Source organism: Myxococcus sp. XM-1-1-1, assembly GCF_020037095.1.
Lineage (GTDB): Bacteria > Myxococcota > Myxococcia > Myxococcales > Myxococcaceae > Myxococcus > Myxococcus fulvus.
Window position 1 is genome coordinate 59,850 of sequence record NZ_JAIQDH010000032.1, and the last position, 22,471, is coordinate 82,320.

The 22,471-nt window shown below is 69.8% G+C and carries 14 protein-coding genes; 9 read left to right on the forward strand and 5 right to left on the reverse strand.

Features of this window, described 5'->3' with window-relative positions; translation table 11 throughout:
- Positions 1–17: 17 nt before the first annotated feature.
- The 4 genes from K8640_RS38390 to K8640_RS38405 all read left to right on the forward strand — a co-directional run bounded on the left by K8640_RS38390 (position 18) and on the right by K8640_RS38405 (position 2,837).
- Complete coding sequence (locus tag K8640_RS38390) at positions 18–452, forward strand: hypothetical protein (protein WP_223751634.1); 435 nt, start codon at positions 18–20, stop codon at positions 450–452.
- 150 nt (positions 453–602) lie between these two features.
- Positions 603–1,004 (forward strand): hypothetical protein, encoded by a 402-nt coding sequence (locus tag K8640_RS38395; RefSeq protein WP_223751635.1) that lies wholly within the window; start codon positions 603–605, stop codon positions 1,002–1,004.
- Between the two features lie 114 nt (positions 1,005–1,118).
- Entirely contained in the window at positions 1,119–2,216 is a 1,098-nt protein-coding gene (locus tag K8640_RS38400; RefSeq protein ID WP_223751636.1) for an FAD-binding oxidoreductase, read from the forward strand.
- Positions 2,217–2,273: 57 nt separating this feature from the next.
- Positions 2,274–2,837 carry a hypothetical protein gene (locus K8640_RS38405; protein ID WP_223751637.1) on the forward strand — a complete coding sequence of 188 codons (564 nt, stop codon included), beginning with the start codon at positions 2,274–2,276 and terminating at the stop codon, positions 2,835–2,837.
- 12 nt (positions 2,838–2,849) lie between these two features.
- On the opposite strand, the gene K8640_RS38410 is transcribed toward K8640_RS38405, so the two are convergent.
- Entirely contained in the window at positions 2,850–4,646 is a 1,797-nt protein-coding gene (locus tag K8640_RS38410) for a lipopolysaccharide assembly protein LapB (protein ID WP_223751638.1), read from the reverse strand.
- Between the two features lie 215 nt (positions 4,647–4,861).
- On the reverse strand, positions 4,862–6,076 hold the full coding sequence (locus K8640_RS38415; RefSeq protein WP_223751639.1) for a benzoate/H(+) symporter BenE family transporter: 1,215 nt from the start codon (positions 6,074–6,076) through the stop codon (positions 4,862–4,864).
- A gap of 383 nt (positions 6,077–6,459) precedes the next feature.
- Between K8640_RS38415 and K8640_RS38420 the strand changes: the two genes are divergently transcribed.
- Positions 6,460–7,515 (forward strand): hypothetical protein, encoded by a 1,056-nt coding sequence (locus K8640_RS38420; RefSeq protein WP_223751640.1) that lies wholly within the window; start codon positions 6,460–6,462, stop codon positions 7,513–7,515.
- A gap of 9 nt (positions 7,516–7,524) precedes the next feature.
- Here the strand turns inward: K8640_RS38420 and K8640_RS38425 are convergent, their stop codons facing one another.
- Positions 7,525–9,102, reverse strand: a complete 1,578-nt coding sequence (locus K8640_RS38425) for a glycosyltransferase family 2 protein (protein ID WP_223751641.1) — start codon at positions 9,100–9,102, stop codon at positions 7,525–7,527.
- 223 nt (positions 9,103–9,325) lie between these two features.
- Here K8640_RS38425 and K8640_RS38430 point away from each other — a divergent pair, with 223 nt between their 5' ends.
- Positions 9,326–15,013 carry an ATP-binding sensor histidine kinase gene (locus tag K8640_RS38430; RefSeq protein ID WP_223751642.1) on the forward strand — a complete coding sequence of 1,896 codons (5,688 nt, stop codon included), beginning with the start codon at positions 9,326–9,328 and terminating at the stop codon, positions 15,011–15,013.
- Between the two features lie 5 nt (positions 15,014–15,018).
- On the opposite strand, the gene K8640_RS38435 is transcribed toward K8640_RS38430, so the two are convergent.
- A complete protein-coding gene (locus K8640_RS38435; RefSeq protein WP_141324330.1) occupies positions 15,019–15,324 on the reverse strand; it encodes a hypothetical protein in 306 nt (101 codons plus the stop codon).
- Positions 15,325–15,580: 256 nt separating this feature from the next.
- Between K8640_RS38435 and K8640_RS38440 the strand changes: the two genes are divergently transcribed.
- The 3 genes from K8640_RS38440 (at position 15,581) to K8640_RS38450 (ending at position 20,962) form a co-directional block, all read left to right on the forward strand.
- Entirely contained in the window at positions 15,581–16,132 is a 552-nt protein-coding gene (locus K8640_RS38440) for a molybdenum cofactor carrier protein (protein ID WP_223751643.1), read from the forward strand.
- A gap of 134 nt (positions 16,133–16,266) precedes the next feature.
- The gene (locus tag K8640_RS38445) at positions 16,267–16,668 is read left to right on the forward strand and encodes a hypothetical protein (RefSeq protein ID WP_046714650.1); all 402 of its coding nucleotides are present in this window, start codon (positions 16,267–16,269) and stop codon (positions 16,666–16,668) included.
- Between the two features lie 10 nt (positions 16,669–16,678).
- Positions 16,679–20,962, forward strand: coding sequence for an AAA family ATPase (locus K8640_RS38450; RefSeq protein WP_223751644.1), 4,284 nt, complete (start codon positions 16,679–16,681; stop codon positions 20,960–20,962).
- On the opposite strand, the gene K8640_RS38455 is transcribed toward K8640_RS38450, so the two are convergent.
- Complete coding sequence (locus K8640_RS38455; protein ID WP_305070713.1) at positions 20,947–22,362, reverse strand: radical SAM protein; 1,416 nt, start codon at positions 22,360–22,362, stop codon at positions 20,947–20,949. The two genes, K8640_RS38450 and K8640_RS38455, sit on opposite strands and share 16 nt — an antisense overlap.
- Between the last annotated feature and the right edge of the window lie 109 nt (positions 22,363–22,471).

Below are 22,471 nucleotides of genomic sequence, written 5' to 3' on the forward strand. Positions count from 1 at the left end.
ACCACCCTGGAGAGGTCATGGCTGGAGAGAACACCGTCGTTCCGGAGCCCCGGAAGCTCAAGCGCCCCGTGGAGGAGATTCGCGCGGAGCTGCTCGCGGACGCTGACGTGAAGGAGCAGGCGCGGATGCTCCAGATTCCGGTGGAGGCCTACGTCGAGAAGATCATCGGCTACAAGCTGCACCCCGAAAAGCCGATGCCGCTGGAGATCACCCTCGACCACGAGCTCAAGGCCAAGGACCCCAAGGCCGCCACCGTCGAGGAGATCCAGGGCCACCTCGACAAGCTCATCAGCGGCGAGGTCATCATCAGCCGCGCCCAGCAGCGCGACGGCTTCAGCTCCGACAAGGGCGATGAGCGCTACAAGGCCGCGCTGGCCTCGGACGCGGTCCTCACCGGCACCCCCGAGTCCCGGGGCGCCCCGACCCCACCTCGCGGCCCGAAGAAGGGCTGAGTCCCGCAACCTCTCGGAATCACTGGGCCTGACGGAGCTCTCCCGGATTTGTTCCGGATCCACGGAACTTTGTGGGCGCCCGTCCGATAACTCCACTGTCAGGCTTACTTTCGGCGGACGCTGCGCGACGCCGGCACGCGAGAGGCAATCATGGGGCTCTTCAAGAACGTTCTCGGCAAGGCGCTGGACATCCTCAAGCCGGCGCTCACGGCCATCAACCCGGCCCTGGGCATCGCGGCGGGCTTCGTCAGCGGGCTGATGAAGGGCGAGAACCCGCTCCAGGCGGGCCTGGGCGCGGCCATGGACCTCTTCCCCGGCGCGAGCGTCGCGAAGAACCTGCTCAACAAGTTCCCGGGCAGCAACTTCCTCGAGGGCATGGGAGGCAACAGCCTCGTGAGCGGCCTGCTCGACAAGATGGGCGGCAAGAACCAGATCACCGACCTGCTCTCGGACGTGATGAAGGCGAACGAGAAGGGCGGCCTGTCGGAGCAGAGCCTGCGCAACGCGGCGGAGCTGTTCGCCAAGCGCATGGCCGAGGCGACGCCGTCCTGATTCGGGCTTCCATTCAGTAGCCCTCCCCCCCGGGCGCCGTCCCCTCGATACAGGGGCGGCGCCCTTCGTGTATTCAGGGAGCGACATCTCGCTGCACACCGGTGGGTCTGACGGATGGGTTTCAGCTCGGAGGTCCTGATTCTCGGCGCGGGCGTGGTGGGGCTGTCGGCCGCGCGGCGGCTGGCGGCGCTCGGCGCGCGCGTGACGGTGTTGGACGCGGTGGACCCGGGAGGCCGGGGCTCTCGCGCGGCGGCGGGTGTGGCGATCCCCTCCGTGCGCCTCCACGACGACGCGGACATGCTGGCCTTCGCGCGCGGCGGCAGGGATGCGCTGGTGGCCGAGCTGGACTCGCTCCCCGAGGGCGCGCTGCTTCGCCGCGGACAGGGCATCCTCCGCATCGCCGCCGATACCAAGGGCCGCGACGCGCTCGCCGAGCGGGCCGGGAAACATCCCGAGGAGCTGGGCACGTGGGTGGACGCCGCGCGCCTGGTGGAGCTGGAGCCCGCGCTGGAGGGAACGCCGCTGTTGGGGGCCTTCGAGTCGTCGCGTGGCCACATGGTGGACACGGAGGGCTACGTCAACGCGCTGCTGGGCGCGGCGGCTCGCGCGGGTGTTCGACTGCTGCTCGGTGAGGCGGCGCACGCGGTGGAGGAGACCTCCGACGCCGTGGTGGTGCGCACGGACCGATGGACGCTGCGCGCGGACCAGCTCCTCGTGAGCGCGGGGCCGTGGTCCTCGACACTCGCGGGACTGCCTCCGCTGCCGCTCAAGCCGGTGCGAGGGCAGATGATGGTGGTGCACCAGCCAGGGCTCTCCCTGTCGCGAGTCGTGTCCGGGCCGACGTACCTGGCGCCGTGGCGCGCGGGCGAGCTGGTGGTGGGGGCCACGGAGGAGGACGTCGGCTTCGTGGAGAACGTGACGCCCACGGGCCTCCTTCACCTGAGCGCCACGGTGGCGAAGCTGGCGCCGCGTCTGCGCGAGGCTCGCTTCGTGCGGGCCTGGGCCGGGCTGCGCGCGGTGACGCCGGATGGTCGTCCGTACCTGGGGCGCTACCCGGGCACGCGGCGCACGTTCGTGGCCACGGGGTTGGGCGGGCAGGGGATTCTCACCGGCGCCCACGCGGCGGCGCTGGTGGTGGGGCAGCTGGCGTCGGGGCGCGAGGCGCCGTTCCCGCCTGCCCGGGACTTGGTGCCGGGCGAGGGGCGCGGCTGACGTCTTTGCTGGGAAACACCGTCTCTGGGCCGGAATGCAGTGGGTGGGGAATCCGACATGTGTGACGAAGTGTCTCGAGGAAAGACGTACCTGCGCGTCCCGTTGCTGTTGGTGACGGCCGTGCTCTCCATGGGCAGCGGCATGGGCAACCCGGGCTGCGACAGCGGGGATGACGACGTCGACGTCATCGCGCCCGAGGAGTGTGAGTTCGGCTGCGCCGTCAGCGGCGCCTACGTGTTCCGCTTCCAGGACACCACGCCGTTCAGCGCTGACTGCGGTCAGGTGGGCGTGTCGTTGCCGGAGGGTGAGCGGGTCGTCGTCGTCCAGAACGGACGCGAGGTGGACATCCAGGGCACGCTGGGAGAGGTCCCGCTCACGGGCTCGCACTACAAGGTGGGCGAAGGCAAACACCTCGTGCTGAGGGCAGTGGTGGAGCTGCGTCGCCGCGAGGGCCCTCCCACCGAGCTGCTCTATCTCATCGAAGGCGTGTTCGCCGAACCCCCCGAGCGCCTCGATGCACCGGCCTCCTTCTCCGGGACGTTCAATGCCAGCCACGTGAAGACGGTGGATGGCGACCCGGAGTGCCGCGTGGTGCGCCGCTTCACGGCGACGCGCCAGTGACGCGTCGGTGTCTCAGTAGAGGCTGACCGAGTCGAAAGGCCGGTTCAGCTTCGTGCGAGGGCGGGGCAGCAGCGCGTGCACCGCCTTCGCGTCCGACCTCGTGAGGGCGTCCACCAGGGCCTGGGTCTCCTTGGGCCAGGTGGTGCTGGCCCGGGCGCAGCGCAGGGCCTCGGACCAATCCTCGCGTCCCGCCGCGAGCGACAGCCCCGCCAGGCTCTCCGCCGCCTTCAGGGGCTCGCCAATCTCGCGGGCGTGCTGCTCGGCGCGGGCGAACCACTCCACCGCCTGCTCCATGCGTCCGTCGTCGAGGAACAGGCGGCCGAGCTCCGCCGCGATGACCTGACGGTGGAACGAGTCGCGCAGGGCCTCCGCGCTGGCATAGGCCTGCTGGAAGTGGTCCACGGCCTCGTCACGCTGGCCCGCCGCGAACTCCAGGCCCGCGAGTCGGTAGCGGTGGTGCTTGGAGAAGTTGACGCCCCAGCGCTCGCTGATGCCCTCGAAGCGCCGCCACGTGCCGATGGCGTCCGCGAACTGCCGCGCGGATTCCTGCAGGTAGCTGGCATTGGAGATGAGGTTGATCTTCAGGTGCGTGGCGCTCGCGTCGTGCAAATCACCCACGCAGCGCATGGCGAGCTTCTCCTCCACCAGCGCCTTGTCGAGCTTGCGCTCCTGGAACCAGGTCAGCGCGCACACGTTGCGCAGCCATCCCTCCTGGAGCGCGCGGTCCGGCGCGGTGGAGCGGCCGAGCTCCGCGAGCCCCGCCTCCACCTCCGCGCGGGCATTGGGGAGCTGTCCGAAGCGCTTGGTGAGCGTCAACGCGCGGAACATGTGCAGCCGCGCGCGCAGCTCGGGAGGCAGTCGGCACTCGAGCCCGCGGCCGAACGCGGCCATGGCCTCGTCGTGCGAGCCGGTGAAGACATGCACCACGCCCATGCACCGGTGGAGCAGGGCCTTCAGCTCGTCCTCGTCGCCCAGGCTCGCGCGGTCGATTTCGATGGCCGGCGTGGTGAAGCCCGTATCGAGCGCCTCCCAGGCCTGGACCACGCGCCCGGGGAAGTTCGGCTCGGACGTGGACTCGAGCAGCGACAGGCCGTGCTCGGCGGCGAGCAGCGCGCCCTCGTAGTTCGTGGTGAAGAAGCAGCTGCGGATGGCGAGGATGGCCGCGGCGACGCGCGCCTCGCGCGACTCCGACTCGTCCACCACGAGCCGCAGGTAGCGGCCCTCCAGGTCCACCGCGGGCTCCAGCTCGCGCGAGGACACGGGGCCCGGGCCGGAGGCGTGGGGGACGCGCATGCGGTCGCACAGCGAGTCGAGATAGGCCTGCCGGCGGGACTCGAAGGCGGCGGCGCCATGGGGACGTCGCATCCGCCAGCCGGTCAGCAGGAGGGTGCCGTCCAGGCCCTCCAGCCGGGCCCACTCGGCGGCGCGCATGACGGCGCGCAGGCTGACCAGGTCACACTCGCCCGCGCCATGGAGTACGAGCGGGCGGCCGCTGGCGCGCAGCGTCTCCACGAGGGTTCGCGCGGCCACGGTGAGAATCCAGAACGTCTGTTCGGATTCACGGTGGAGCCGTCGCTCGGACGGGGACAGCGCCAGGTCCTCGAGCGCGGGGACGCCCTGCGTCGTGCCCGGGAACAGCCGGTTCCACTCGGAGGGGTGGGCGGCGGCGATGGCGCGGTGGACGTCGGGGGCCGCGTCCTCACAGGCCTTGAGGACCTTGCGCAGGCCGCCGAAGGCGGTGGGCAGCGCCACGCCGACGTCGACTTCGATGGCGCGGGAGGGGAGGGCGGAGGGGACTCCCTGTTCCACGGACACTGCGAAGGCAAGACCAGGTCGGGCGCTCACGCTGGGGGGGCCTCGAGAGGGGGACGACTGCGGACGACTCGAGGCGTACTTTCACATTCTCCAAGCAACCGAGCAATCCGGGGTCCCCGTAATTCACCCGGGGCGGAACGACCAGGCGTCTTCAGCGATGTATCACGCGGCGCGCCATGTGTCGGGGAAGGCGGGCGCGCGGGGGATTCCTAGCGTCGCCAGTTGACGACGGTGGAGGTGGCGAGACCCAGGACCAGGGCCCAGAAGGCGGCGCCGACGCCGAACAGGGAGACATTGGACAGGGCGACGAGGAAGGTGACGACAGCGCCCTCGCGATGGCGCTCGCTGCTCATGGCCGTGGACAGGCTGTTGGCGATGGTGCCGAACAGGGCCATGCCGGCGATGGCGAGGACGAGCTCGCGGGGGAAGGCGGTGAAGAGGGTGACGAAGGTCGCTCCGGCCAGGCCCGCAAGGAGGTAGAGGACGCCGGAGACGACGCCGCCGGCATAACGCTTGGAAGGGTCCTCGTGGGCTTCCTTGCCGGTGCAGATGGCGGCGGTGATGGCGGCGAGGTTGAGCGCGAAGCAGCCGAAGGGGGCGAGCACCATCGTCGCGAGGCCCGTGGTGGTGATGATGGGCGAGATGGGCGTGGCGTAGCCGGACGCGCGCAGCACCGCGACGCCGGGGACGTTCTGGGACGCCATGGTCACGATGAAGAGCGGCACGCCGACGCCGAGCAGCGCGTGCCAGGAGAACGTCGGAGCGGTGAAGACGGGCGTGGCCCAGGCGAAGTGGAGCTCGGAGAAGCGCATCAATCCCGAGGCCCAGGCCACGCACGAGCCGAGCCCGAGGACGACGAGGATGGCGTAGCGGGGCCACAGGCGCTTGCCGAGCACGTACGCGCCCAGCATGACGGCGACGAGCAGGAGCCGCGTCTTCATGGACACGAAGACGTCCAGGCCGAAGCGGGCGAGGATTCCGGCGAGCATCGCGGCGGTGAGGGGGAGCGAGATGTGGCCGAGGGCCCGCTCGAACCACCCGGTGACGCCGAAGAGGGTGATGAGCGCGCCGCAGAACAGGAACACGCCGATGGCGTCGGACATCGGCAGGCCGACGAGGCTGGTGGCGAGCAGCGCCGCGCCGGGGGTGGACCACCCGGTGAGGACGGGCGCGCGGTAGCGCAGGGACATGCCGATGGTGGTCGCGGCGATGCCGAGACCGAGGGCGCCCATCCAGGAGCTCATCTGCGCGGGCGTCGCACCCGCGGCCTCCGCGGCCTGGAAGATGAGGGCGCCCGTGCTCGAGAAGGCCACGAGCACCGTGACGAAGCCCGCGGACAGCGTGGAGCCCGTGAAGGCGGGCGCGGTTCCGCCGGTCAGCAGTTGACTGGCTTCAGCGGACGGTGTGACGGCGTGCTGTTTCATCCACTCGCCACCGTATGCCCGCGCGAGCGGTACAGAACAGGGGGCGCCGAAGCCAGTACAGAAGCCACGTCGCTGGACGTGTCTCGGATGTGAGGGTTTGATTGGGTGCCACGGGTTGGAATGTCTGGGTGAGCTGTCCTGCCTGGACCCTCGATGGTCGCTCGTCCAGAGGAGCACGTTCACGCAATCAACAGTCAGAGGGCCACTCGCCACCCCCACTGGTTTTTCCCGAGGCCCATTCTTACCTGCACTCACAGTCAAGTTGGATGAAGGGTGGGGCGAACGTGAAGGTGGGTAACAGAGGGCAGGGGTTCTTCGGCGTGGGGCTTCTCGTGGGCTGGATGGGATTTGCTTCCCCAGCCTTGGCGGCGGAGGGGTGCGAGGTGGTTCCGGTCATCTCTCCGGAAGCGCTCGCGGACTGGAAGTACGCGACGCAGGCGACATCGACTTACGGTTCGTGTGATTCCTCGGGGGTGGATGGTGCGGGCAACATCATCATGACCGCCACTCCGGAGAACCTCATGACGATGGGGTTCAGGGTGTTGCGCCCCGATGGCAGCGACCTGTGGAATGGCTCCATCTCGAATGTGAACACCATGCAGTTGCTCGGTCAGTCGCGGGGGTTCCTGGGGCGGAGCTACCACCCGTTCGAGGACCTCACGTGGCTGACATTCCTCGACAACGTCAACCGGCAGGTCACGGTCCATTCGGGGCCGTCGACGGGGGTGCTGTGGAGCGCGGAGAACCCGATGGGGGGCCTGCATGAAGTGGGGGAGGACAAGACCGTCCGGGCCTACAGCGACGTCGGGCAGCTTCGCTGGAGCACGTCATTGGCCACGGTCCTGAGTGGCGCGCCGCACGTGGTGGGCGTGAACACGGAGGGCCATGCGCTGGTGCTGTCCGTCACGCAGACGTCCTCGGGGGCGGCGGAGGTGCAGGGCGTCTGGGTGGACAGTGCGGGGCAGCCGGGGACGTCGTTCCCCGCGCTCACGCTGCCGAATCCGCCGCAGTATACGTATTACAGGCTTGTTCCCCTGCTGCAGGGCGGTCTGCTGCTGAGCGCCCAGAACTATCTCGGCAAGACGTGGGTGGCCTCCTTCGGTTCCCTGCAGACGTCGGCGGGTCCCGTCCCGGGCTGGCTTTCGAATGGGGATACGAGCCCGTTCGCGCTGCTTCCGGGGGGGAGGGGTTACCTCCGGTGGGGGACGGTGAATGAGGACCCCTCGGGTTGCCAGTTCGAGGCCCGGCTCACAGCGCCCTCCGGCGAGTCCTGCGGCACGGTGCGCCTGCCGAGCACGGGGATGGGGGATTCCTGTTTCATGGTCAGCGTGGGCCGGGACGGGACGGTCGTCGAGAGCCTGCCGTCCATCTACGTCAGTGAGAGCCACAGGCCGTATTCCATCTGCCGCGCCCGGTGGTGGCCCGCCTTGTTCCACTGAGCCGGGCGGTCACGCTTCCTCGATGGCTCCCGCCCGAAAGAGGTCGAACGCCTCGCCCATCAACGTCCGCACGGTGTCGGTGGGGTGGGGGAGCCAGTAGGGCTGGTGGACCTGCTTCGGGGCCACATTCGCCTCGTGGATGCGCGCGACATAGAAGCTCGGGTCCTGGAGCACCTGGACCCGAGGCGTCACCGCGCCCCAGAGGAAGCGCGCGTCTTCTCCGACCTGGATGTCCGCGAACGGATTGCGCTGCCAGAACGCCTTCACGTAACACATCGTCCCGCCGGCAACCCAGGGGCGATGACCCCGGGGATAGACATACCGCCAGGACCGACCCGTCGACGGCTGATGATAATGGACACGCGTCAGGCCATTCACATCCGCGCCTGAGTCGAGCAGGGACGTGACCTGATATCGAAGCCGCCGAGGCGCGAACCAATCATCGTCATCCCAGTGGACGATGACCTCCGCTCGCGCCGCCTCGCAGGCGAGGTTCCGCTTCGCCCCCACGGAGTGTCGCCCCTCCAGCCTCACGTACCGGATGTTCGGTGATTCCGGAAGCAGGTCCGCGACAGGCTCGGTGCCGTCATCAACGACGACGAGCTCCTTGTCCGCCCAGTCCTGGGAAAGGAACCAACGCACCGCGAGCGGCACGAGCCTCCGTCGGTTGAACGTGGGCATGATGCAGGACACCGTCGGCCGTGACGTGAGGACCGGAGCCCGCTGTGGCTCCTCGACAACCGGCTCCGGTGCCTCCTTCTCTGGCGGACGCTCGTAGCCACCGAACCGCGCCCGCACATACGCGCGCAGCGGGTCCTCCAGCCGACGTGGAATCGGGTGCGCCCAATACGCGCGAGGCGCGTCCATCGCGGCGTCGAGCTGCGCGGTCGAGTACTCGACCCGGTACTTCACCCACTCGTAGTCACACGGGCTCGTGAGGACGCGATGACCCAGGAGCGCGGTGAGCGTGGGGAACAGCACCTCCTCCGATGCCCAGATGCGCGAGCGCCGCAGGATGTCCCGGAGCTGCTCATCCCGCTCCCACAGCGCGACCAGGTCCCGAGCCGCGTCCACCGTGAACACCGTCGACGGCCAGAACGTCCAGTGGACGAACTGCGACTCCCCATTCACGAACTTCCGGAGGAACGGCCTCCACAAATCCACCTCGCGGCGAGCCTCGACCGCCGGAGCCGCCCGCGGCCCAGGTCCATGTGGCGCCTGCACATTCCCCAGGAGCCCCGCCCCAGGATTCGCCGCCAGGAAACCCCGCAGGTGCTCCGAGTACCCAGGTCGCAACCCGAGCTGGTCCGAGTCGACGATGGTCATCGCCTCGAACGGATGGCTCTCCAGCGCGAAGCGGAAACAGTCGAGCGCGAAGTCATGCAGCCAGCCCCACTTCATCGGCCGCGGAGCCGGATGGACCACCGTGTTGAAGCGCTCGAAACAGAGCCCGTCGAACAGTCCCGGATGCTTCCCGCCGTTGTAGAGCAGGATGAGCGAGTCCGGGTCCAGGTGGTGGAGGTTGCGCACCAGGTCCATGACGCAGTCGGGTCGCTCGTGGACCAGGCACGCGAAGATGTTCCGCATCGAGCCCCCTGCCGCGTGACGCGGCGCCGCACCCTCCTTCACCTTACCCGCGGTCGCTGACGCCGCTCACTACTCGACGTGTCCACCTCCGGGGCCGCGCGAATCCGGTAGGGCGGGCGTGTGTGCTGTTGACGTCCGAGCGGGAGGAGGCCCGCCCCTCTGGACAGGTCCTCGCCCGCATCGTCCGTTACAGCTTACGAGTAGGGTCGTCGCCGAGGGGGGCATGATGCTCGAGCTGCCCGGCTTGCAAGACGCTCGGAGAATCTACCGGGGCCACCGGTATGACGTGCTCCGTGCCTGGACTCCCGACGGCGGCGCTCGGGTGCTCAAGGTCGTCCGCGAAGGCCCGCTGGCGGAGAGCAGCGCCGGAATGCTGCGCCACGAACACGTGATGCTCCGCGAGCTGTCCGACCTCGACGGGGTGGTCGACGTCATCGGCCTCGAAGAGCTGTCGGGCCACCTGGCCCTCGTCCTCGAGGATGCCGGCCCCAATGACCTCCGGGACCTGCTGCGACGAGGACCGCTCGAGGTGGACCTCTTCCTCGAACTGGCCCTGGACGTGGCGACCACCCTGGGCGCCCTGCATCGGCGGCACGTCATCCACCGTGACCTCAACCCCGCCAACCTCGTCGTGGCGGCCAGCGGTCGCCGACTGGTGATGATCGACTTCGACCTGGCCACCAGCGTGCAGGGCCTCGTGCGCAGCGCCGGTGTTCCGGGCGGCTTCGAGGGCACGCTGCGCTACATCGCCCCCGAGCAGACCGGGAGGATGGGCCGGCGCGTGGACCACCGCGCGGACCTCTATGCGCTGGGCGCGACCTTCTACGAGATGCTCACGGGCGAGGCGCCCTTCCTCTCGGCCGATGCCGCGCAGCTCGTGCATGCGCTCCTGGCACAGCCTCCCATTCCTCCCGCCGACCGGAACCCCTCGCTCCCGAGCATCCTCTCCGACGTCGTGCTCCGCCTGCTCGCGAAGTCCCCCGAGGAGCGCTACCAGAGCGCCGAGGCCCTCGTCGCAGACCTGCGGGAAATCCAGCGACGCTGGCGCGGTCCCGGCACGCCCATCACCTTCGAGCTGGGCCGCCACGACCTCGCGCGCGAGCTGGGCCTGCCCGACAAGCTCTACGGCCGCGAGCGTGAACTGGCCCTCCTGGATGCCGCCCTGGAGCGCGCCCGCGCGGGCTCTCGCGAGTGGGTGTTGCTCGCCGGAGCCTCCGGGAGCGGCAAGTCGTCCCTGGCCAACGTCCTGCGCGAGCGCGTGGGCGCGGGCCACTTCCTCGCGGGCAGGTCTCCCGAGCTGCGAGGGCAGACGCCCTATGCGTCGCTGATGGAGGCCGTGCGCGGGCTCGTGGTGAGCGTCCTCGAACTGCCGCCCGAAGGCGTGGAGGCGTGGCGACTGCGCCTGCAGAAGTCCCTCGGAAACCACGGGCGCATGCTCACCGAGCTCGTGCCCGAGCTGGAGCGACTCATCGGCGAACAGCCCCCCGTCGTCGCGCTGGGGCCGCGTGAGGCCGGGAGCCGCTTCCTGCTGATGCTCCAGTCCTTCCTCCGCGACCTGGCCACCGCCGAGCAGCCCCTGGTGCTCTTCCTCGACGACCTCCAGTGGGCGGACGCGGCCACGCTGGAGCTGCTCTCACGATTGTCGACGGACTCGGAGCTGCACCACCTGCTGGTCCTCGGCGCCTGGCGTTCGGGCGAGTGGGGGCCCACGCATCCCCTGGAGCGCTGGCGGACGGCGCTCTGCGCCGTGGGGTGCTCGCCGCTCCTGCTGGAGCTGGGGCCCTTGGACCTGCCTGCGTTGACGGCGCTGTGCGCGGACGCGCTGAAGTGCGACGCGGCGCACGTCGAGCCACTCGCGAGGCTCGTGCTCGAGAAGACCGCTGGCAATCCCTTCTCCGTGGGCCACTTCCTGCGGCACCTGCATCGCACGGGGCTGCTCACGTACGACCTGGAGTCGGGGACGTGGCACTGGGAGCTGGAGCGGATCGCGCAAGCCGAGGTCACCGACAATGTCGTGGAGCTGATGCTCGACTCCATCCGTCGACTGCCGGCGTCGACGCAGCGACTGTTGACGGTGGCCGCGTGCATGCGAGGGCAGGTGGACCTGTGGTTGCTGGCGCGCGTGGTGGAGGCGCCCCTGGAGGACACGGCGGGAGCGCTCTGGAGCGCCCTGCGCGCGGGGCTCCTCGTCCCGGAGGGGCGTGGCCCTCGCTTCCCGTCCCAACAGTCGGCCAGCCTCATGTCGGTGAATCAAGCCACGTATCGCTTCGCGCATGACCGCGTCAGGCATGCCGCGTACTCACTCCTGTCCGAGGCCGAGCGGGCCGCCGTGCATCGCGCCATCGCCCGCCATCTCTGGGCCGATGCGCGGGGCACGGAGAACGAGTCGCGCGTGTGCGAGGTGGTGGACCACTACCACCTGGGCGGCGACGTGGTGCGCGACACGAACGAGCGCACGTGGCTCGCCGAGCTCAACCTGCGCGCGGGACGCAAGGTGCGTGATGCCTCCGCCTTCGAGGCGGCGCTGGCGTACTTCATGCGTGCTCGCGCCCTGCTGCCCGAGGACGCCTGGTCGACCCGGACCGAGCAGATGCTCCAGCTCCACCGGGACGCGGCCGAGTGCGCGCAGCTCACCGCAGACCGCCTGTTGTCCGAGCGCCTCATCGACGCGGCGATGGCGCACGCGCGCACGCCGCTGGAGAAGGTGGACCTCTACGTCCTGCGGATGAACGCGAGCATCTTCGCCAGGGACCACGAAGCCGCGCTCCGGCACGCGCGCGAGGGGCTCCGCTTGTTCGGCGTGGAGCTGCCGGAGGGTGATGCGACCGAGGCCTTCCGCGCGGAGCTCCCCCAGGTGGAGGCCCTGTGGAAGGACCGCTCTGAGGAGGCGCTCCTGTCCGCGCCGCGCATGGACGCGGAGTTGGAGCGCGGCTGCATGCGGCTGTTGATGAACGCGGGCATCGCGGCCTGGTTCTCGGACCCGCCGATGTTCTCGTTCATCTACACGCGCATGGTGGGCCTCACGCTGCGCCACGGCAACAGCGTGTACTCCGCCTTCGCGTACGTGTGCTTCGGCCTCGTCTTCGGCGAGTCCCGAGGCGACTACGCCGCGGGCCACCCCTTCAGCCACCTGGGCATGGAGCTGAGCCGCCGCTTCGACGAGCCGCGCGAGGAGTGCCGTGTGCTCGCAGCGTTCCTCTTCTACATGCGCCACTGGCGCGAGCCCCTGCGCTCGTCCATCCCGCTTCTGCGCCGGGGCATCTCCGCGGGGCTCGAGAGCGGTGAGCCGCAGTACGTCGCATACTTGCTGGCGAGCCTCAGCTTCACGCGCTTGCGGATGGGCGCCGAACTGGACCGCGTCCACGCGGAGAGCGAGTCGGCGCTCGCGTTCGACCAGAAGAGCGGACAGCGCGCCATGGCGGACCTCCAGCTCGCGCTGCGTCAGGCCGTGCGCTGCCTCCAGGGGCGGACCCGCGAGCGCGCGGGCTACGACGATTCGACGTTCGACACGCGTGCGTTCCTCGAGAAGGCCCAGGGGGACCCCACCATCCTCGGGCAGTTCTTCATCCTCCGGCTCCAGACGTCCTATCTGCTCGGAGACCTGTCGGGCGCGCGGGAGATGCTCCGCGCCGCCGAGCCCCACCTGCGCTTCATGCCGTCGCTCTTCACCGTCACCGAGCACGCCTTCTTCAGCGGGCTGGTGCACGCGGCGGGCAACGGCGCCCTGGCCTCACTCGACGAGCGTCGGTCCCTCGTCGAGCGCGCCTGGAGCCAGTTCCGCCACTGGTCGACGAACTGTCCGGAGAACTTCCTCCACCGCTACCTGCTGCTCTGCGCCGAGCGTGCCCGCCTCGAAGGCCACTTCACCGAGGCCGCCGAGCTCTTCGACGAGGCCATCGACCGAGCACGCGAGGACGGCCATCCCCACGACGAGGCGCTCGCGAACGTGCTCGCGGGGCGGCTGTACGGCGCGCTGGGCCGCAAGCGCGTGGCCTCGCTCTACCTGCGCGCCGCGCGGGAGGGCTTCGCCCGCTGGGGCGCCAAGGCCGTGGTGTCCGCGTTGCAGGAGGAGTTCCCCGACCTCCAGGTGCAGGAGTCCGGCCTGTGGGACCAGACCGTCACGCCCACGGGCGACGACTTCCGGGGCGCGTCACTCGACCTGCTCAGCATCCTCAAGGCGGCGCAATCCCTGTCGGGCGAGGTCGCCCTGGAGCGGCTGCTCGAGAAGTTGATGGCGGTATGCCTGGAGGTGGCGGGCGCGCAGCGCGGCGCGCTGGTGTTGGACGAGCAGGGCGCGCTGGTGCTCACGGCGGTGGGCGGAGTGGGGGAGCCCCTCTCGCGGCCCCAGCTTCCCCTCGTGGGTTCGACGCTGGTGCCCGAGTCGCTCCTGGCGCACGCCTTCCGCACCGGGGACGCGGTGGTGCTCGGGGACGCCGTGCACCAGGGGCGCTTCGTGTCGGATGCCTACGTGGCGCGGCAGCGCGTGAAGTCCGCCCTGGTGGTGCCCATCCGCCGCCACGCGCGCACCATGGGCGTCCTCTATTTGGAGAACAACCTGGCCACCCACGCCTTCACCCCGGACCGGGTGCGCGTGCTCCAGTTGTTGTCCTCGCAGATGGCCATCTCGCTGGAGAACAGCCTCCTGTTCGAGGAGCGCCGGCGCGCGGAGGAGGCCGTGCGCTTCCTCGCCGAGAGCAGCGTGGTGCTGGCCGAGGCGCTGGACTTCGAAGCGACGCTGTCCCGGCTGGCGCGCCTGTGCGTGTCCTCGCTCTCCACGCTCTGCGCCATCGACGTGGTGGAGCCCTCGGGCGCCATCCGCCGGCTCTCCACCGCGCACGCCGACCCGGGACACGAGCGCATCGCTCGCGACCTGCAGTCGTTCTACACACCCGACTGGGACTCGTCCCAGCCCGCCATCGCCGTGCTGAAGAGTCGCGAGCCGCTGCTCATCCCCGTCATCACCGACGAAGTCCTGGAGCGGTTGTGCCGCGACGAGGCGCATGTCGCGCTCATCCGCGCGCTGAAGGCCCGCTCCTTCCTCGCGGTGCCGCTCATCGCCCGGGGGCGGATGCTGGGCGTCATCTCGCTCGTGTCCTCGGTGCCGGGCAAACGCTACGGGCCCCCGGACGTGGAGCTCGCGCAGGACCTGGCGCGCCGCGCGGCCATCGCCCTGGACAACGCGCGGCTGTACCACGAGTCCCAGGACGCCATCCGCCTGCGCGACGAGTTCCTCTCCATCGCCGCGCACGAGCTCTACACCCCCATCACCGCGCTCCAGCTCTCCGTGCAGGGACTCGCCCGGAGCGAGGTGCCCACGCGCGACGCCGTCCAGCGCGCCTCCAGGACGACCCAGGCGCAGACCCGGCGACTGGCGCACCTGGTCGACGAGCTGCTCGATGTCTCCCGAATCCAGACGGGCCGCCTCCACCTGACGCTGGAGCCGGTGGACCTGGCCTCCGTGGTGCGCGACGTGACCGAAGGCATGCGGGACGCCATCCAGCGCTCCCAGTCGCCCATCTCCTTGAGCCTGTCCCCGGACTGCATCGGCCGATGGGACCGCGTCCGCCTGGAGCAGGTGGTGACGAACCTGTTGTCCAACGCCCTCAAGTTCGGCGCCGGCAGCCCCATCGAGGTGCGACTGGCGCATGCCGAGGGCCGCGTCCACCTGGACGTCATCGACCAGGGCATCGGCATCCCCGCCGAGCGACTGCCTCACATCTTCGGCCGCTTCGAGCGCGCCGTGTCGTCACGCGAATACGGGGGCCTGGGCCTGGGCCTCTTCATCGTCCGCGAAATCGTCGCGGCGCTCGGCGGACAGGTCCACGCACAGAGCATCCAGGGCGAGGGCGCCCGCTTCACCGTCGAACTGCCGAGCGAGGGCCCCGTGGACCTCCGCGCCAGCAACCCCTGACACCCTCAGTCGTGCGTGCCGATGTGCTGGTCGCCGTGCCGCTCGCAGACCCAATGGAACGCGCACGAGCACGCCACCGCGCGGGCACTGGAGCAGCACCGCCCACCGAAGTGCTCGGGCAGGGGAAGGGCGTCGTCCTCCGGCGGGTCCGGCAACAACCTCGGCGCGCCACGCCCCGACTCCGCGGGGTACTCGTCACAGCACCCTCGCTCCATGCAGCGCGGGCACAGGGACAGCTCACAGTTGGCGCACCAGTCGAAGATTTCACCGGGGCCACCACGTCGCTCACATCCACCACAGGTGTCGAACACGGCCACCTCCAGGCTTGACGTGAAGCAGGTTACGGAGGGGGTCTGACAGGCCAGGGCGCTGGGGCGCGGAGCACCCCTGGGCGCGCCGCGTCCTGCAAGCGTCATTTCGGGCTCTGTCGGAGGGTGGATCCTTCCATCGGTGAACGGCGGACGCGGACTCTGTGCCGCACTGAACGGTTGCGCCGGATGCGTGGGACGCACATGGAAGAAGCTGGGGGTCGGGCCGGTCACATCCGCGGGAAGGAGCAAACCAGTCATGAGAAAGGAACGGCGGATCATCGGCGTGTTCGGCTCGGGGCGGCAGGAGCACCTGGAGCGCGTCATTCCGTTGGCGCGGTGGATCGCCGAGGCGGGGTTCGACCTGCTCACCGGCGCGGGCAGCGGCGTCATGCGCGCGGCGGCGGATGCGTTCGTCCAGGTGGTGGGCCGGCGGGGCATCTCCATCGGCATCGTCCCCGGCACGGTGAAGGACGGCGAATACGTCCCGCGCCAGGGCTACCCCAACCCGCGCGTCGAGCTCGCCATCTACACCCACCTGCCCTTGAGCGGTGAGCAGGGGACGGATCCACTCAGCCGCAACCACATCAACGTCCTCACCCCCCACGCCCTGGTGGCCCTGCCCGGAGGCGCCGGCACCGCGGCCGAGGCCGTGCTGTGCGTCCGCTACGACAAGCCCATCATCCTCTTCGGCTCGCCCGATGAGTTCCGCCGCTTCCCCTCCGGCCTGGAGCGCACCGACTCCCTGGAGCGAGTCGCCGAGTTCCTCCGCGCCGCCGTCCTCGAGCCCGCCCGCCCTCCTGCTCCCTGAGCTTGGAAACCCAGGAATCCTCGTCTGTTTCGAGGGTGCTCGAAGCCGGGTGAAAACCGACTAGGATGGGGAGCCGGGGGCACTGCCGCTCCACGCTGAAGACCCGGTTTCCGCGTCGTTCCTCGTGCGTCGACATGATCAGTGCCGAATACCCGCTGGCAAGTTGGTTCCTGGCCGTCTCGACGACGTTCTTCCTGTTGGTGTTCGCCCTGCCGCTCCTCCTGATGCCGCTGCGTTGGTCTCGCTGGTTGGGCTGGGCGCCCATGCAGGGCAACACGGACCTGACGGTGTACTTCGGCCGGTGCCTGGGCGGGGTGGCGCTGGCCATCATCCTCACGGTGATGCGCTACATCCCGGACCCGCGAAGCCAGCCGGCGCTCTTCGAGCTCATCGGCTGGGTGTGCGCGGCCATGGTGGTGGTGCACGCGTGGGGGGCGTTGAGGAAGGCGCAGCCGTTGTCGGAGACGCTGGAGACGTTCCTCTACGCCGGGGTGGGCGTGGCGGCGATGTGGATTCGCTTCAGGACGTTGGGCTGAGGGCGCCAGCATGTCGTCGGCCGACATCGACCTGGTGCTGTCCTCGCTCCGGCCCTACATCCCCGGCGCCCTGATTCGCAGGCTGGAGGACACGGAGGCGCACGCGCTGCCGCCGGTGGAGTCGGTGCGCGGCGCCATCCTGGTGCTGGACATCGCGGGCTTCACGCCCATCGTCGTGCGCCTGAGCAATGAAGGGCCTCGCGGCATCGACGCGCTCCAGCGCCTCTTGCGCGGCTACTACACGGAGATGATCGACGTCGTGAAGGCGCACGGCGGCGACATCTACCAGTTCGCCGGTGACTCCATCCTCGCCTGCTTCGAGCCCGCCTCCGACGAGGGCGACGCGGAGGCGGTGGCGCGCGCGGCCCGGTGCGCGCTGGACGTGCAGCGCAGGCTCGCTCCTTTCTCCCGGCTGGAGCTGTTGGGGCAGCGCTTCGGCGTGTCGTCGCGCATCGGCATCGGCGTGGGCGAGTCGCACCGCATCGTCCTGGGGACGACGGGCATGTGGATGCACCCGGCGCTCGTCGGCCGTCCGCTGGAGCAGGCGGTGGCCGCCGAGAAGCGGGCCCGGGTGGGCGAGGTGCTGCTGAGTCCGGAGGCCTGGACGCTCTTGCCGGACCTGGCGCGCGTGGGCGAGGAGTGCGACGGCGCCTACCGCCTGGAGCCCTCGGTGCCGCTGGAGGCGCGGCCCCCGCCGGTGTCCGACGCGCCGGGCGGCGAGGAGCTGGTGGGCCGCTGCGCCCTGCTCCTGCATCCGGTGCTCTTCACGCGCATCACCACCGCGCACCAGGAGCTGGGCGGTGACTTCCGCGACCTCACCTGCTTCTTCCTGCGCTTCAAGACGGACCACGGGCCGTCCGAGGTGGAGGCCTTCACCCGCGAGCTGAACGCCTTCTACGAGTACGTCCAGCGCGAGAGCGCGCACCACGGCGGCGTGCTCCTGATGACGGACTTCACGGACAAGGGCAACGTGCTCTACGTCCTGTTCGGCGCGCCCACCGCCCAGCAGAACAAGGAGGTGCTGGCCAGCCGGCTCGCGTGCAAGCTGGTGCGCGAGCGCGAGGCCCACCCCTACGTGCGCGAGCTGCAGATCGGCATCGCCACGGGGCACGCGTACTTCGGCGACATGGGCTCGCCCTGGCGCAAGGGCTACTCGGCGCTGGGCGAGGTGGTGAACCTGGCCGCGCGGCTGATGACGTACGCGGACGGGGTGGGCATCCACATCGACGCGCAGACGGAGCGCAAGCTGCAGCAGGGCGGCTTCGCCACGGAGTTCGTCGAGGACGCCACGCTCAAGGGCGTCACCCGCGCGGTGCCCATCTTCCGGCTCAAGGGCGAGGTGCGCCGCAGCCTCTTTGTGAAGGGGCGGGGCGGCATCGTCGGCCGGCGGCGCGAGCTGGGGCAGCTGCAGGCCGCGGTGGAGGAGTCGCTCCAGGGCGCGGGGCGGCTGTGCGTGGTGTCCGGCGAGGCGGGCATCGGCAAGTCGCGCCTGGGCGCCCGGGTGGTGGAGGAGGCCGAGTCGCGCGGCGCGCGCAGCCTGTACGGCATCTGCTACTCGTACGAGATGTTCACGCCCTTCTTCCCCTGGAAGGAGGTGCTCGTGCAGCTGTTCGGCCTGCACGAGGGCGATGACGTGGACGCGCAGCTGCTCCGGGTGCGGCAGGGGCTCGACAGCCTGGAGGACGTGGGGCCGGAGTGGACGCCGGTGATGGCGCACATCCTGGGCCTGAGCGTGGCGGAGGACGCGGCCACCTCGGGGCTGGACGCGCGCCACAAGAACCAGAAGGTCTTCCACATCATCTTCCAGCTCCTGGAGAAGCACGCGCGCAAGACGCCGCTCCTGCTCTTCTTCGAGGACCTGCACTGGGCGGACAACATCTCCGTCGACCTCATCGAGTACGTCGCCGCCCGGCTCGCGCCCCTGCGCCTGACGCTGCTGGTGACGATGCGGCCCGGAGAGCAGCTGCGCGGCCTGGAGCACCTGCCGTACCTGCGCAAGCTCGACGTCTCCAGCCTGGATGACGAGGACACGCGGGCGCTCTTGCGCGTGCACCTGCGCATGGAGCCGCCGGACACCGCGCTGGAGGACCTGCTGCTCTCCAAGGTGCAGGGCAACCCGTTCTTCGCGGAGTCCATCGTCCAGGGCATGGTGGAGGGCGGCTACCTGGGGCCGGTGTCGCCGGGCGCGGCGCGGCGCGAGCTCAAGCGCGGCCTGCAGACGCTGGTGCTGCCGGACTCCATCCAGGACGTGGTGCTCGGGCGCATCGACCTGCTCAGCGAGACGGAGAAGCTGGTGGTGAAGGTCGCGTCCGTCATCGGCCGCATCTTCACGCTGGACGCCGTGGCGGCGCTGGCCCCTGGCTCGGTGCCTCGCCAGCGCATCCGCGAGGCCATCGACACGCTGACGCACCTGGGGCTCATCCTCCTGGAGGTGGAGGAGCCCTTCACGTGCATCTTCAAGCACATCGTCATCCGCGACGCCGCGTACAACACGCTGATGGTGTCCTCGCGCGAGGACCTGCACCGGCGCCTGGCGCTCTTCCTGGAGGCGCGCGCGGGGGAGAACACCGCGCCGTCCGCGGGCATCCTGGCGTTCCACTTCCTCGCCGGGAACGACGAGGTGAAGGGCCTGGAGTACACGCTGATGGCGGCGCGCGGCGCTCGCTCGCAGTACGCGAACGACGACGCCGTCCACCACTACAACAAGGCCATCGAGATCCTCGCCATCACCCAGGCGTTGGACCCGGACGAGGTGCTGCTCAAGACGCGCCGGGTGATGCAGGAGCTGGCGGAGACGCTCTTGCAGGCGGGCAACTACGCGGGCGCCATCCACATGTTCGAGCAGTGCCTGGCGGACGAGGACCAGGACCCGCGCCGTGCGGAGCTGCACCTGGGCCTGGGCCGCGCCCACCAGGAGAAGGGCGAGTCCAAGCGCGCCATCCAGGAGCTGGAGCGCGCCATGGACTTGATGGGGCGTCCCATGCCGCGCAACCTGTTCTCACTGGCGCTGCGCACGCTCCTGGCCTTCGGGCTGCACCTGCTCTACGGCCTGTTCCCCTTCCTCGCCCGGCCGCTGGGGCCTCGGCTGCCGCTGTACCTCAAGCAGCTGTCCACGCTCGTCTCGCTCATCAAGATCTACTACTTCAAGGACCTGGCGAAGCTCACGTGGGCGACCATGGTGGCCACCATCATGGCGGAGCGCTCGAAGGGGGAGCGGGGGCTGAGCCTGGCGAGCAGCTACTACGGCTCGCTGCTCTTCGGCTCGGGCTTCCTCGGGTTGTCGAAGCGCTGGTGTCAGCGGGCGCTGAGCTACGCGCGGCAGGCGAGAGACCCTTCGGCGGAGGGCATCGCGCTGTCGCGCCTGGCCACGCTGTCCATCTTCAGCAACAAGCAGGCGGAGGCCACCCAGTACGCCGAGCAGTCCATGGCGCTCTTGCGCCAGGTGCGCGACATGTGGGAGGTGCAGACGGGGCTGATGATGCTGGGCTCCAGCCAGTTCCTCGCCTCGCGCTTCGAGGGCGCGGAGGCCGCGTACGTCGAGATGGGGAAGATGGGCGAGGAGCTGCACGCGCTCATGCACCAGGGCTGGGCGCACTCGTGGGTGCCCATGTGTCGCTACCTGCGCGGCGAGGGCGAGGTGGGCGAGCTGTGCGCGGAGCTGGAGCAGGGGCTGCGCATCAGCATCGAGGTGCAGGACCTGGCCAACCAGTGCGCCAGCCTCAACCATCTGGTCAACGTGACGGTGCGCGAGCACCAGGTGGAGGAGGCGGGGCTGATGGCGGTGCGCGCGGACGAGGCGCTGTGGCGCTACCACGTGCTCGTGCCGTTCCTCCAGATTGGCCTCGTGGACGCGGCGGAGGGCGCGCTGTTCGCGCTGGAGCAGGGGGCGCAGGCGGTGCCGCGCCAGACGCTGTGGGCCATCGTCCGCCGGTGTCTGTTCAAGGCGCGGCTGCTCGCGTGGCGCTATCCGTACATGAAGGGCCCGGCCTTGCGCGTGTCGGCCCGCGCGCTGGCGCTGAAGAAGGGCGGCAAGGCGGCCGAGTCGCTGTTCCTGCGCGCCATCAAGACGCTGGAGGACACGCCGAACCGGTGGGAGACGGGCGTGGCGTACCACGACGCGGCGGTGGCGCTGCCGCACCGGCGCGCCGAGTTCCTGGCCCGGGCGCGCGCCATCTTCGAGTCCATTGGCGCGAAGGCGGAGCTGCGCCGGCTGGACCGGCTGGAGGCCGAGCTGGGGATGTCGCCCGGGGTGGAGGCGCCACCCCCGGCGGGTGAGCGTCAGGTGAGCTGCTGAGGCTTCAGGCCCAGCGCCGCCATCTGCCGCGTGTCCCAGTCCTCGAGTGCGTCGAGCCCCGCGATGTAGCGCCGGGCGGGGTTCTTCAGCGGGTTGCGGATGCTGAGGATCTCCGGCCCGGAGAAGGTGATGACCTGCTTGTAGCGGGGCAGGTTGCTCAAGGTCAGCTTGGACCAGTAGTGCCTCGCGAGGTTGGGCAGGCTGCCCAGCTGGCCGCAGAGCCGGTGGAAGTGCTCGACGACCTCGGAGGGGTGCAGGTTCTTCGGCCGGTGGCAGAGGGTGTAGCCGTCGTAGTCGCGGCTGACGGTGCCCGGCAGCAGGCGGTTCTCGGCCTGGAGCTCGCGGAAGAAGGGCGTCTCCGGATAGGGGCAGACGATGCCGAGGAAGGTGACGGAGAAGTAGCCCAGGTCCGAGAGGTACATGGGCAGCTTCTCCAGGTACTCGTTGGTGTCGCCGTCGGAGCCGACGATGAGGCCGAAGGACAGGAGGATTCCGGAGGAGAAGACGCGGCGGATGACGGCGTCCACTTCGGAGAGCGTGTTCTGGCCCTTGTTCATCGCCTTGATGGACTCGGGGTTGAGGGACTCCAGACCGGTGTAGACGTAGCGGCAGCCGGCCTTGGCCATCAGCTTGACCAGGGATTCGTCCTTGAGGACGTTGAAGGTGAGGGCGCAGCCCCAGGTCTTCTTCAGGGGGATGAGCGCCTCGCACAGCTCGCGCAGGTACTTGGGGGAGCCGCCCAGGTTGTTGTCGAGGAAGATGAAGGCGTCCTTCATCAATCCCAGGTAGTTGGGGTTCCAGCGCATGCGTGTCTGGATTTCGTCGAGGACCTGGGCGACGGGGCGGTAGCGGTAGCGCTCGTGGCCGGTGAGGACGCAGAAGTTGCAGCGGAACGGGCAGCCGCGGGACGCCTCGATGCCGGGCAGGCGGACCTTGTTGTGCTCGAAGTCGATGAGCTCGTAGCGATACGGGCGGATGGCGGTGGGGCCCGAGGAGGGCAGGGCGTAGCGCTTCTGGAGCCGGCCCTGTTCGAAGTCCGCGATGAGCGCGGGGACGTTGGACTCCGGCTCGCCGGTGATGACGGCGTCGAAGTGCGCCTGTGCGTCGTCGGGGAAGTGGTTGGCGTGCCGGCCTCCCGCGACGGTGGTCATCCCGCGCTGGCGGAAGAGCGTGGAGAGCACCTTGGTGTGCTCGTAGTAGGAGTGCAGGTACGAGAAGAAGACCAGGTCCCAGTGACGGTCCATGGGGAGGTCGACCTCCTTCTCGTTGAAGATCTCCACCTCGGCATGCTCCGGGCACAGGCCGGCGATGAGCTCCGGCACGGCCGACTGCATGATGGAGGGTTCCTTGATGCGCAGACGGGTGGGGTGCGTGTACGTGGAGATGACGGCGATCCGCATGCGGGACTGTGGCTCCTGGAAGAAGCGGACGCGCGTGAGGAGCCGCCAGCCGGCGGTCGGGTCTCCCCCTCACGAGACCGTGTTTCCAGAATCCCTCCGGGAAGGCGGC